The 12,694-nt window shown below is 59.2% G+C and carries 11 protein-coding genes and 1 pseudogene; 6 read left to right on the top strand and 6 right to left on the bottom strand.

The window, feature by feature from the left end; genetic code table 11:
* Positions 1-7: 7 nt before the first annotated feature.
* The 3 genes and pseudogenes from AC1DJO_RS24335 to AC1DJO_RS24325 all read left to right on the top strand — a co-directional run bounded on the left by AC1DJO_RS24335 (position 8) and on the right by AC1DJO_RS24325 (position 2,003).
* Positions 8-418 carry a hypothetical protein gene (locus AC1DJO_RS24335; protein WP_112386862.1) on the top strand — a complete coding sequence of 137 codons (411 nt, stop codon included), beginning with the start codon at positions 8-10 and terminating at the stop codon, positions 416-418.
* A gap of 293 nt (positions 419-711) precedes the next feature.
* Positions 712-1,183, top strand: a pseudogene (locus AC1DJO_RS24330) (SDR family oxidoreductase); the annotation flags it as partial.
* A gap of 28 nt (positions 1,184-1,211) precedes the next feature.
* Positions 1,212-2,003, top strand: coding sequence for an SDR family NAD(P)-dependent oxidoreductase (locus AC1DJO_RS24325; protein WP_112386861.1), 792 nt, complete (start codon positions 1,212-1,214; stop codon positions 2,001-2,003).
* A gap of 57 nt (positions 2,004-2,060) precedes the next feature.
* On the opposite strand, the gene AC1DJO_RS24320 is transcribed toward AC1DJO_RS24325, so the two are convergent.
* From AC1DJO_RS24320 to AC1DJO_RS24295, 6 genes are all read right to left on the bottom strand, one after another.
* Entirely contained in the window at positions 2,061-2,510 is a 450-nt protein-coding gene (locus AC1DJO_RS24320; protein ID WP_477831660.1) for a hypothetical protein, read from the bottom strand.
* A 62-nt stretch (positions 2,511-2,572) separates the two neighbouring features.
* On the bottom strand, positions 2,573-2,695 hold the full coding sequence (locus tag AC1DJO_RS24315) for a hypothetical protein (protein WP_477831659.1): 123 nt from the start codon (positions 2,693-2,695) through the stop codon (positions 2,573-2,575).
* Between the two features lie 973 nt (positions 2,696-3,668).
* Positions 3,669-4,832 (bottom strand): zinc-dependent alcohol dehydrogenase, encoded by a 1,164-nt coding sequence (locus AC1DJO_RS24310; protein WP_112386859.1) that lies wholly within the window; start codon positions 4,830-4,832, stop codon positions 3,669-3,671.
* A 43-nt stretch (positions 4,833-4,875) separates the two neighbouring features.
* Positions 4,876-5,751 (bottom strand): SDR family oxidoreductase, encoded by an 876-nt coding sequence (locus AC1DJO_RS24305; RefSeq protein WP_477973256.1) that lies wholly within the window; start codon positions 5,749-5,751, stop codon positions 4,876-4,878.
* A gap of 167 nt (positions 5,752-5,918) precedes the next feature.
* Positions 5,919-6,446 carry a DUF4142 domain-containing protein gene (locus AC1DJO_RS24300; RefSeq protein ID WP_112386857.1) on the bottom strand — a complete coding sequence of 176 codons (528 nt, stop codon included), beginning with the start codon at positions 6,444-6,446 and terminating at the stop codon, positions 5,919-5,921.
* Between the two features lie 11 nt (positions 6,447-6,457).
* A complete protein-coding gene (locus AC1DJO_RS24295) occupies positions 6,458-7,507 on the bottom strand; it encodes an alpha/beta hydrolase (RefSeq protein ID WP_112386856.1) in 1,050 nt (349 codons plus the stop codon).
* A gap of 373 nt (positions 7,508-7,880) precedes the next feature.
* Here AC1DJO_RS24295 and AC1DJO_RS24290 point away from each other — a divergent pair, with 373 nt between their 5' ends.
* The 3 genes from AC1DJO_RS24290 (at position 7,881) to AC1DJO_RS24280 (ending at position 12,693) form a co-directional block, all read left to right on the top strand.
* A complete protein-coding gene (locus AC1DJO_RS24290) occupies positions 7,881-8,957 on the top strand; it encodes a catalase family protein (RefSeq protein ID WP_112386855.1) in 1,077 nt (358 codons plus the stop codon).
* A gap of 77 nt (positions 8,958-9,034) precedes the next feature.
* Positions 9,035-11,428 carry an FdhF/YdeP family oxidoreductase gene (locus AC1DJO_RS24285; RefSeq protein WP_112540867.1) on the top strand — a complete coding sequence of 798 codons (2,394 nt, stop codon included), beginning with the start codon at positions 9,035-9,037 and terminating at the stop codon, positions 11,426-11,428.
* Positions 11,425-12,693 (top strand): cation:proton antiporter domain-containing protein, encoded by a 1,269-nt coding sequence (locus tag AC1DJO_RS24280; RefSeq protein ID WP_112540866.1) that lies wholly within the window; start codon positions 11,425-11,427, stop codon positions 12,691-12,693. Before AC1DJO_RS24285 ends, AC1DJO_RS24280 begins: the two co-directional genes overlap by 4 nt.
* The last annotated feature ends 1 nt before the right edge of the window (position 12,694 follow it).

Raw genomic sequence — 12,694 nt, 5'->3', positions numbered from 1 at the left:
GGCAGGCATGACCAAGATATCGAGATCTTCAAACATCGAAAATGCCGAACCGCATTGGATTGAATGGTTGACCGGCCTCGTCTCGGCAGCCCTCGTGATCTTGCTCATTACCTGGATCGGCAAGGACGCGCTGATGGATAGTGACAGCTCTCCTGACCTTGAGGCGGCTGTCGTCCGGACGGAACAACGCAGCACCGGCTATCAGGTTTTGTTCGAAATGAGCAACAAGGCGAGCGCAACCGCCGCCGACGTGACGGTACGAGGTGAACTACAGGACGGAAAAGCCATCATCGAGAGTGTCGAAACCGTACTCGCCTATGTTCCAGGCCGGTCTAAAACGAGGGGCGGTTTGATTTTCGAGAATAACCCTGCCGGAAAGACGGTGGTTGTCAAAGCCTCGGCCTACAACGAGCCGTAAAGCTGGTCACGCGGCGAGTTCGATTGCTTTCAGTTGAGTCCCAGGGCTGAACGCGGGACTGATGTTTGCGGGGTTCGGGGCATTGACGCGTGCGATAATCGAACCGATCGATATCACTCACGGATGCCGGCATCAGCTGGTCGCGCCAACGCCTTTACGAATCAATCTTGCTTGCCAGCGCTACGCCGTTGCGCCAACCACAAGCGGTGGGTAATCTAAAAGGATAGCGCCCCCGCACGATCAGGTCGATCAACGCTCTAAAGACGTGGCACGAAGGGATCGACTGGCCCCCCGGTCCGGTCGAAAGCTGGTCGGAAGCAGACTTCGACAAGTCGTTCGCAACGAACGTAAAGGGTCCTTACTTCCTGATCCAGGCGCTTCTGCCGATCTTCTCGAAAGGCGACCTCGGTCGTGTTAAATACTTCGATCAACGCCCATATCGGCATGCCGAACTCGAGCGTTTACTCGCTAACCAAGGGCGCGCTTCTGATGTTGGCAAAGACGCTGTCGGGCGAGCTGGTCGGCCGCGGCATTCGGCTTAACGCCGTCAGGCCCGGCCCTATCGCGACACCGCTTTACGCAAAGCTCGGCATGTCGGAAGCGGAAATGAAGACAATGGCCGAAGGCGTGCAGAAGCAGATCCCGGTCGGTCTTTTCGGAGACGTGTCGGAGGTTGCAAAGACCGTGGTCTTCTTCGCATCCGACGAAGCCTCCTATATCGTCGGCAGCGAGCTCGTCATCGACGGCGGCATGAGCAATCTTTAACCGGCATCCAACTTCACAGGAGCAGAACATGCTAATCGATCTCAAAGGCAAGACCGCCCTGGTGACGGGGTCCACGGAGGGCATAGGCTACGCCGTCGCCCGTCAGCTCGCCAGAGCCGGCGCGGACGTGGTTGTCAACGGCAGGTCCGAAGACAAGACCGAGAAAGCGGCAGGACGGCTGAGAAGCGAAGGCGCCAAGGGCATTGTCACGGGGGTGGCGGCTGATCTCGCCACCGCCGAAGGGTGCGCAAAACTCGTGGTAAAGGTGCCGCTGGTCGACATCCTCGTCAACAATGCCGGCATCTTCCAGCCAAGCGATTTCTTCGACACCACGGACGAGGTCTGGGACCGTCACTGGCAGGTGAACGTCATGTCTGCTGTCCGACTGTCCCGCGCCTATCTACCCGGCATGCAAGAAGCAAACTGGGGCCGCGTCGTCTTCATCGCATCGGAATCCGGCTTCAACATTCCGGTGGAAATGATCCACTACGGCGTCAGCAAGACGGCCGACATCGCTGTCGCGCGCGGGCTTGCCAAACGAATGGCAGGCACTGGAGTTACCGTAAACTCGGTTCTCCCTGGTCCAACTCTTTCAGAAGGCGTCGAAGCAATGCTTGCCGCTGAGCGCGAAAAGACCGGAAAGTCGATTGAGGAAGTCGCTGCTGACTTCGTCAAGCAGCACCGGAGCAGCTCCCTCATTCAGCGCGCGGCCAGCGTCGAGGAGATCGCAAATATCGTGACGTATCTGTCCTCGCCATTGGCATCAGCCACGACTGGGGCTTCGGTGCGCGTGGACGGCGGCCTTATCGACACGCTCTGAAGATCAGACAAGCCGAAGCCAACCAGGGCCTCTGCGAACAGCACAGGCTTCCTCTCGTCATGAAATCGCCACGTCCCTACCGTGGAACTCGTCGCGAAAATCCTGTGCTCGCTTTTCGTCGGGCGCGGTGACTATGACGAACCGGCGGCCGGCCTCCGGCGTCTCCTGGTGCGCAAGATCGATCATCCAGATCGTGTTCGCCGACCTTTGGGTCATTTCGATGAGTTTCTCCATGACGGGGTCGTCTTCGTCCTCGATACCGAAGGTTGTCTCATAGGCGAAGGTTTCCTGCGCGGGAGAACCCCTAATCTGCTCCCGCAGCCAGTCCCAAAGGTTTTCGAAGTCAACTGGGAACGGAGAAAACTCCATGTTCACCTGGACAACATCTCGGGCAAAGACGACCTCGCCATTGTAGAAGGCATGCATTCCCAGGAAATATTCGGAAAGCTCCATATGGTCTGAAAGGGCCTCGCGCAGCGTCTTGAGGTTAGAGGTTGTCTGGAACATTCAGGACTCCCTGGCAAAGGTCTAGGATTGGCCGCGGCGAAATGCCGAGTGGCTTGCATAATCTATCCTCGCGTGATGTCGTACGGCCTGGGATAGGAAGCCTCGTGGCGGGAAGGCAGCAAATTGGCGGCAAGGACTGCCAGCATGAGCACGATGATCGAAGTGGCGATCAGAACGACCTTCATCAGGAATCTCCTATACCAATAGAACCGTCGTAAGGCTCGCTGGTTCCAACACCCCGCGCGCCGTGTCGCCTTTGCCTGTCTGATCGAGGAACTTGGTCTTGGTGCCGGAGTTCTCCCTTCAGAATTCAGAAGGAGATCTGCAATGATCACGAAATCGATCCCCAATTCCGACGAGCTTCTCCCGAGGACCTTGAACAAAGACAGGCAGGACGAAGCAATTCCTCACTCAAGCATAGACGACCGCCGGGCTCCGCCCGTGAACATGGGCACCAGCCGCGTAGCCGGAGACGGCTTGACCGAGGCCGATTCGAAGACTGGCCGCGCAGATCCCAAGAGTCGTATCCCCGCCCCGCAGACGGCCAACCGGGAGTGAAACAATCACGGACTGAAGCCGTTGCTTGAACACCGACGAGCTGCAGTCCGACGACGAGATTTCGCCGTAGCCGGACGGTGGGAGCGCGGTCGAGACAAGAAGAAAGAGCGGAAGTTCGAAATCGCCAGAGCCACACATCTTCCACTGCGACCGGCGACATCCAAATAGAAGATTTAACGCTATCCCAACACCGGCCGAAAAATTTTCGCTCTCCAGAGCGGCCACGGCCTTCCTGACCGCTCTGCTCCACCTGTAGTGGTGATGGAAGAGCAGGCCCCACGGATCTGCGCGTACTTGGGACGGCGACCAGGAACGCAAGGACGACGCCGACTTTCTCGAGAGGCAGCTCGCGCGRCCGAAACACGGTTAAGCCTGATGCCCTGTACGTTCTCCTCGTCAGCGTATTCGCCTTCGAACTCGCGCAGCGCGGTTAACCGTGCAAACGAGGGAAACCATACACGGAGCAGGCAAAAAACCGCTTTCCGAAGCGCAGGGAAGGAGCGCGCTCAGAGCGCCAGCTATGCTGACGAAGCTCGACAAACAGGGCGTACGCGCCGACGAACGATGGCCTCCAACAGTGGAGTGGGAAAGATCGGCAGTTTAACCGTTTGGCCGAATGACAATCTTAACGCAGCCGTCTTGCTTATCACGAAAGGTTTTGTAGGCATCCGGCCCCTCTTCAAGACCGATGCGATGCGTAATCAGGAAGGACGGGTCGATTTTTCCGTCGATGATCAGCTTCATTAGCGGTTCGAGATAGCGTTGCACATGGGTCTGGCCGGTCTTCAGTGTCAGGCCCTTAGCAACGAGTGCGCCGAGCGGTGCGGGCACGGCCGGTCCTACGAAGACACCCGGGAGCGACACGGTGCCGCCTGGACGACACGCGAGGATCGCTTGGCTCAAGGCGTAAGGCCGCTCCGTTGATGTCAGTTTGGTCTGCAGGCTCTCCATCATTCCACCGGCGCCCTGGCTCTCCAGCCCGACTGCCTCGATCACGGCGTCCGGCCCCTGCCCACCCGTTATCTCGACGATTTTTTGCTGAAGGTCGTCGTCCGTGTAATCGAGCGTTTCGGCACCCGCCTGACGCGCCAGCGCCAGACGCTCGGGCACGGTGTCGACCGCAATGACGCGTTCGGCGCCCAGGAGGAACGCCGATTTGATTGCAAAGAGGCCGACGGGACCGCATCCGAAAACGGCGACAGTCTGCCCCGGTTGAATGTCGCAATTTTCCGCCGCCATGTAGCCGGTCGGGAAGATATCGGAGAGGAAGAGAACCTGCTCATCACTTAAACCGTCTGGCACCTTGATAGGGCCGACATCGGCAAAGGGCACGCGCAGATATTGCGCCTGCCCGCCGGGGAACCGGCCGTACATGTCGGAATAGCCGAAAAGCCCTGCAGTCGGATAACCGATCTGCTCGGCCTGTTTAGCGCCGGACGGATTCGACCGCTGGCACAACGAAAACAGGCTGCGTTGGCACATCGAGCACTCGCCGCAGGAAATCGTGAAGGGAACGACGACGCGGTCGCCAACCTTGAGTTTGGAATTGCCGCGACCGACCTCGACGACCTCGCCCATCGTCTCGTGGCCCATAACGTCGCCTGCATGCATGCCTGGAACGAAACCGCCGTACAGGTGCAGGTCGGAGCCGCAGATGGCGCAGCTCGTCACCTTGATGATCGCATCGCGCTCGTTCTGGATAATCGGATCGTCGACTTCTTCACAACGGATGTCTCCGCTACCGTGCCAGGTTAAAGCCTTCATGTCGTTCTCCTCTGCGCGTTTTTCTTGGATCATCGTTTAGGATTTAGGGCTGGCCGCCACCGCCGGCCGCGCCATACACCTGCCCTGTTGCGTAACTGGCCGAGGGATCGGCAAGCTGAACGTAAATCGAGGCGAGTTCGGCCGGCTGGCCTGGACGACCCATCGGCGTCTTGCCGCCGAACTGTTCCAGTTTTTCCATCGTCGCGCCGCCGGCCACTTGCAGCGGTGTCCAGATCGGTCCCGGCGCCACGCCGTTGACCCGGATGCCCTTCGGCCCGAGCTGCTTGGCCATCGACTTTGTGAAGTTCATGCCGGCAGCCTTAGTCATCGCGTAGTCGACCAAGTCCTCGGAGGGGTCGTATGCCTGCTCAGACGTCGTGATAATGATGGCCGAACCAGGCTGCAAATGCTTGAGTGCGGCCTTCGACAGCCAGAACATCGCGTAGATGTTGGTCTTGATCGTCGCGTCGAAGGCATCGGAAGTGATCTCCGACAACATTCCCGCCTGCTGCTGGCGTCCCGCGTTGCTGACGAAGATATCAAGACCGCCCAGCCCCTTCACCGCATCCTCGATAAGCTTCTCGCAGAAAGCCTGATCGCGAAGGTCGCCAGGCAATGCCACGCCCTTTCGTCCTTCTTTTTCAATGAGCGCGATAACTTCCTTGGCGTCGAACTCTTCGTCAGGAAGATAGTTGATGGCAACATCCGCGCCTTCGCGGGCATAAGCAATCGCAGCCGCCCGGCCCATTCCGGAATCGCCGCCGGTGATCAACGCCTTGCGCCCGGCGAGCCTACCCGAGCCTTTATAACTTGTCTCGCCGTGATCCGGTTTTGGGTCCATCTTGCCGGCAAGGCCCGGAAAAGGCTGCGACTGGCGCTGGAAAGGCGGCTTAGGATATTTCGTGGTCGGGTCTTCCATGGATGTTGATTCCTTCGATCGGGCTTGCGATTGCGCCGGGAGCGCGGCGGCGGCAAAAGTAGCGGTCGTCGCCGCAGAACTGACCGGCGCGTCAAATGGAGAATGCTCTTCATTGTTTTCCCATGCAGACCACAGACAATGGATTGCCGCCCGCGGTCTGGGAACGTTCAGTGCGCGGCCACGAGCTTCATTACGTGCATCTTGTGCATCTCGAGCTTAGGCAGCGTCTCTGCCGCAAATTGCTTGACGGCAGCATCGTCCCCGCCCTTCGCGTAGGTCGCGAAGAGTGTCACCGCATCCATGTGCGCGGACGCCTGCATCTCTATGTAAAGCGCCTGGAAATCCTCGCCCGAGGCACCCTTTAGGGTGTCAAGCATGGCCTGGTGTTTCGGCGCGAGCACCGGCGGCTCGTCACCGAGCTTGGCGGCTTTCTTCAGACCTTCGGCCGCTTTTGTATGATCTGCGATCATCTGCTTGGCGAAGTCTTTGACGTCGCCATCCCTCGCCTTTTCCTCGGCGAGCTTGCTGGATTCGATCTCGAAGGCATTGGCACTCGTGACGACCTTCACGAAGGAGCCCTTGTCGACGTTCATCGGAGCAGCGACGGTGTCGGCGCTTTTTGGCATGGCAGCGAAACTCGCGGTGGAGATCAGCAGGGAGAACGCAACGAGCGAGGCAGAAATCATCTTTTTCATGTCGGCTTTCCTTACTTGGCCTTGTCAAATGCGGCGGTCAGATCGGCAACGGCCATGTCCATGGCCTGCTTTGCCTGCGGCACCACCTTGGCCATGCCGAAGAACTCGTGGGTGACGCCATCGAACGTCTTGATGTCGACCGAGACGCCAGCGTCCTTGAGCTTTGCGGCATAGGTTTCGCCGTCGGACCGCAGCGGATCGATCTGCGCCAGGATCACGGTCGCCGGCGCGACGCCGGCAAGGTCCGAGCGTCCGTTGAGATTGATGCGGGGATCCCTGGCGTCGTCCATCGACGTGACGGTGTTCTTGACGAACCACTCCATGTCGGCCTTGCCGAGCGGCTTGGCGTTGGCGTTTTCCTTGTAGGAGGGCGTGTCCATGTCGTTGCCCGCCACCGGATAGACCAGAAGTTGGTGGACCGGGTTCTTGGTCTTCATCTCCTTCGCCATCAGCGCAACGTTGGCGGCAAGATTGCCGCCAGCGCTTTCGCCAGCGACTGCGATCTTGTCGGCGTTACCATTCAGTTCATGAATGTTCTCGACAACCCATTTGTAGGCGGTCCAAGCGTCTTTATGGGCTGCCGGAAACTTGTATTCCGGTGCATGGCGATATTCGACCGATACGACGATCGCGTGGGCGCCGAGCGAAAGCGCACGTGGCGCGCCGTCATAGACATTGACGTCGGCGACGACCCAGCCGCCCCCGTGATAGTAAACCACAACCGGAAACGGCCCTTCCCCGCCTGGAATATAGACGCGCGCGGCCAAGCCGCCTTGCTCCGACGGTATCGCGATATCCTTGGTGGTCACCTGCGCTTCGGGATTGGATGGTACGCGCTTGTCCCACTGGACGGCGCGGGCGGCGTCGGCCGGGCTCGCCTGCATACGAGCTTCCGGCACGGTTAAGGTCGAAAACGGCTTTGAGCCGAGGGCAGCCAGCTTATCTAGCACGGCCTGCATCTCCGGCGCAGGCTTCGGAGCATCCTGCGCAAATACGGGGGCGGCGGTTGCCAGCAGCGTGCCAAAAAGCAGCGCCGTCTTTCGGGCGGTACGAGGGGTCATTGATTGGTTTCCGATTAAAAGACGTCACCCAACCTCGGCGAAAGCCCATTGTTCCCTTCAGCCTGAATAAAGGATCGGGTGGTCCATGATGAACCGGGTCCGTCCACCTTCATACGCCCGCGATCTATCCCCAAGACCGGGAGACCATGCCACCTCGCCGCGGAGTTCAGGAGAAGTCCGCGAGACGCTCGCCGTCCGTCTCCGTCGACCGTCAAAAGCTCTGCTTCTCCAGATTTCTTTCCACCTGCCGAAGGGGACGTATCCGGAAACAGCGCGCCATCGAGCGGACGACGTTTTTCAAAGGATGTCAGGCATTGGTGGAACATCTCGCCGTTCCCGAACTTTAGCACTCTCGCGCCCGCAAGGAGTTCCCATGCCTTTCAACCCGCCAATCCTTTATACGCCAGAGGTCCAAACCTTTGACGGCGACGAGCAGCAAACCGTCTCGGAGCTCAACGAGACGTTCGATATCATTTTGAACAAGACCGCCGCGGATTACGGACATGCCGTGCGGTCTGTGCATGCGAAGGCTCATGGCATCCTTGAAGGCACGATGACGGTCAAGGGGGGCCTGCCGCCGGAGCTAGCGCAGGGCCTGTTTGCGAACCCTGGTGCCTACAAGACCTACATGCGCATCTCAACGAATGCCGGCGACATCCTCCCAGATGACATCTCGCTGCCGCGCGGACTTGCTCTGAAGGTCGTCGAGGTTACAGGCGCACGACTGCCAGATGCGGAGGGAGCGACCCAGGACTTCGTCATGGTCAACGGGCCGGTCTTCCAGGCAAAGAATGCAAAGAAGTTCCTCAGCAGTCTGAAAATACTCGCCAAGACGACAGACCGCATGGAAGGCACGAAGGAGGTCCTGTCCAACGTATTGCAGGGCGTGAATGCGACTTTGCAGGCCGCGGGCCTCTCGAGCCCGACAGTGCAATCGATGGGTGGGGCGCCCGACGTCGATCCTCTTGGCGAGACCTACTATAGCGTGACACCGTTCCGCTATGGGGACTATATCGCCAAGTTCAGCATTCGCCCGGTCTCGAAGGACCTGACCGAATTGACCGGCAAGGAGATCGACACGAAAGACCAGCCGGATGCTATTCGCGAGACGGTACAAGGAGAGATGCGGCATCTGTCCGGAGAGTGGGAGTTTTGTGTCCAGCTCTGTCGCGATCTTGAAAAGCAACCCGTCGAGGATCCGACGGTTCAGTGGGACGAGGACGAAGCCCCATTCGTGGCGGTAGCGACCATATATGCAGTGCCGCAGGACAGCTGGTCTAAAACCAATGTGCAGAAGGTCGACGAAGAAATGAGGTTCAGTGTCTGGACGGGCCTTGCTGCACACGAGCCGCTTGGAAACATCAACCGGGCCCGCAAGGCGACCTATGAGCATTCGGCGAAGTTCCGCGCGGGCTTCAACAGGTGCCCAATCCACGAACCTGCCTCCTGATCGTGCATCCCGCCGTCGGCCGGCGCCGCTTTTCAGGCGGTGCCTTTTCGCATTGAGACGCACCAAGGATAAGCTTCATGGCCGACAACATTCCAAACCCCAACTCAGAAGGTCCGTCCGGTGGCTGGGGCTCGCTGAAAGGTATAGCCAGTACCTATGGCGAAAGCTCGCCCACGCCCGCCGCGCTTGAGACCCTTGCACGCCAGAACAAGCCGGGCGGTTTCATGTGCGTCTCCTGCGCCTGGCCGAAGCCCGTCAACTATCATCCCTTCGAGTTTTGCGAAAACGGAGCGAAGGCGACACTATGGGAGCTGACGTCGCATCGCTGCACGCCCGATTTCTGGAACGACCACACGGTTGGCGAGCTTCGGCAGTGGAAAGATCACGATCTGGAGATGACGGGTCGCTTGACGCATCCCCTTCGCTACGATGCCGGCACCGACCGCTATGTCGAAGTGACATGGGATGAAGCCTTCGTAGGCATCGCGACCATTCTCAACCGGCTGGAGAAGGAGAGTGTCGTATTCTACTCGTCCGGCCATGCCGGGCTGGAGGCTTCTTATCTCTACGCGCTGCTTGCCCGTTTATATGGCAACAACAATCTGCCGCAGAGTTCCAACATGTGCCATGAGACGACATCCGTCGGCCTGAACAAGGTTATCGGATCTCCTGTGGGTACCGTCGTCTGGGAAGATCTCGAGAAGGCCGATGCGTTTTTCTTCTTCGGGCAGAATCCAGGATCAAACAGTCCGCGCTTCTTGCATCCGCTCCAGGACGCAAAACGGCGAGGCGCCCGAATCGTCACGTTCAATCCGGTTCTGGAACAGGGCCTGATCTCCTTCGTCAACCCGCAGAACCCCATCGACATGCTGACAGGAAACGAGACGCAGATCTCCGATCAGTATCATCAGGTCAAGGCGGGCGGCGACATCGCCGCCATCCTCGGCGTTTGCAAGCATATTATCGAAGCCGATGACCTCGCTGTAGCGGACCACAAGCCGCGTATTGTCGACTTCGAATTCATCGAGGAGCACACGACGGGCTTCGATCAGTTCGTCGAAATGGTGCGGGAAACACCGTGGCCAGACATCGAACGCGAGAGCGGGCTTACCGAGGTCGCGCTGCGCGATGCCGGCGACGTCTATATCGGCGCTAAAAGCGTAATTGGCGTCTACGGGATGGGTCTTACCCAGCATGCGCAGGGCGCCTTGAACGTTGCGATGGTCGTGAACCTTCTGCTGCTTCGCGGAAACATTGGCCGTGAAGGCGCCGGCTGTTGTCCGGTGCGCGGCCATTCGAACGTCCAGGGCCAGCGCACTGTCGGCATCGCCGAAAAAACCAAGCTGATCCCGATGGACAAGCTCAAGGAGCTGTTCGATTTCGATCCCCCGATGAAGGACGGAATGACGATCGTCGACGCAGTGAAGGGCCTCATGGGTGGCACCGTCAAGGCCTTCGTCAGTCTTGGGGGAAACCTCGTTCGCGCCGTTCCCGACCAGTTGGAAATGGAACGGGTATGGGCCGCTCAGGAACTGACGGTCATGGTTTCCACGAAGCTCAATCGCAGCCATCTCTTCCCGGCGAAGACAGCCTATATTCTCCCCTGCCTGTCTCGTACTGAAATCGACAGGCAAGTATCGGGAAACCAATCTGTCACCACCGAGGACAGCTTTTCCCATATCAGCGGCAGTACGGGCAAGCGCACACCGGCGTCAAAATGCCTGCGAAGCGAGCTTGCCATTGTCGCCGGCATCGCCAAGGCGACGCTCGAACCCGGTCCAAGGCTGCGCTGGGACGACTGGATAGCGGACTACAGCCTCGTTCGTGACCTTATCGAGAAGACATATCCAGAAGACTTCAGGGACTATAATGCCCGCATGTTTCAGGCGGGCGGCTTCTATCGTGGAAACGACGCCCATGAACGAGTTTGGAACACACCGGAGCAAAAGGCCGTCTTCACGAAACCGGATCGATTGAACGCGCTGTCATTCGCGCCCGCCGAAGGTCGCTTCCGGCTCGTAACGCTCCGGTCAAACGACCAGTTTAACACGACGATCTACGGTTACTCTGATCGGTTCCGCGGCATTGAGGGCACCCGCGATGTCGTCCTCATGTGCAAGGCAGACATAGCGTCGGCAGGCCTCTTCGAAGGGCAGCGGGTCACGCTGGTGAGCGATTTTTCAGACGGCAAACATCGGGAGTTGGCCGGCCTCGAAGTGCGGGCGCATGCCCTACCGATCGGAACGATCGCCTCATATTACCCCGAGAGCAACGTGCTCAACGCGATCGATCACCATGACGAACTGTCCAAGACCCCGGCATCGAAAGCTATTCCCGTCCGGATCGTGTCGGGGCACCGTAACGCTTTCGGGTCTCGGGAAATCGAGACTACGATGGAGCGGCCAGTATTTGTGTCTGGTGACCGGGAGCTCAAGAGGGAAGCTTTTCAACGAGAGGGAAGCGTTGATTGAATGCTTATGTCGTCACTTTCCTGATTTTCGGCGCCGTCGTGCTGTTGACCGTCTGGCTACCAATGGCCTTGAGCCGGCTGCCGTTGTCACTGCCGATCTGCTGCCTCGCCATCGGCATGCTGCTGGCCTGGTCGCCCTTTACGCCTCGTCCCGCGATTAACCCTCTCGAAAATATAAAATGGGCCGAGCACCTCACGGAATTCGTGCTGATCGTCGCTCTGATGGGTGCCGGCCTCAAGATTGATCGACCGCTGGGCCTGCTTCGGTGGTCGGCGACGTGGCGGCTTCTCGGTATCGCGATGCCGCTCTCGATCGGAGCGATCGCTCTTGTCGGCTGGAGCGTACTTGGCCTGGGTTTGGCTTCCTCCATTCTTCTCGGTGCCGCCCTCGCCCCGACCGATCCCGTTCTCGCCTCCGACGTACAGGTGGGGCCGCCGCAGACCGGCGAGGAGGATTCCATCCGCTTCTCGCTAACATCTGAGGCCGGTCTTAACGACGGCCTCAGCTTTCCTTTCGTCATGGCCGCAATCGCCATCGCCGGTGAGCAGCCGGGCGGCGGGTTCGGGTGGCTCCCGCATTGGTTTGCCTTTGATGTCGTCTGGAAACTAGCTGCCGGTGTGGCAATGGGATGGGTGGTCGGGAGTCTTCTCGGTTATCTGACCTTCCGGATGCCGGAGGCTGGCCGCATTGCAAGAACGGGGGACGGGCTGGCGGCATTGGGCTTCACCTGTATCGCCTATGGCGCGACCGAAATCGTACATGGTTATGGGTTCGTGGGAGTCTTTGTGGCCGCCCTGACCCTTCGCAGCGTCGAGCGCAAGAGCGAGTATCACGGGCATCTGCACGATTTCGGCGAGCAGATCGAGCGATTGCTGATGATGGTGCTGCTTGTGTGCTTCGGCTCGATACTCGCTGAGGGTTCGCTTCTGTCGCATACCGACTGGCGTATTGTCGTGGTCGCAGTTCTCGTGCTCGCCGTCGTCAGACCGGTCGCTGCATGGGTGAGCTTGATCGGCTGCCGGCTGCCATGGGCGGACAAGTTGATCGTTTCCGTCTTCGGCATCCGAGGCCTTGGTTCGATCTATTATCTCGCCTACGCGTCCGGCAAGGCGAAGTTCGAAAACGTGGAGACGGTCTGGGCGACAGTGTTCGTCATCATCCTTCTGTCAGTCGTCATGCATGGCGCGACGGTAACTCCGGTCATGCGCTGGATTGATCGCCGCCGCGGCCTAGATCCTTCGAAATCGACAACGATCTCCAGTTAGC

Source organism: Rhizobium sp. 05N430 (assembly GCF_056396985.1).
Note: the sequence above shows the minus strand (reverse complement) of the source record. Positions and strands in the feature narration are given on the sequence as shown.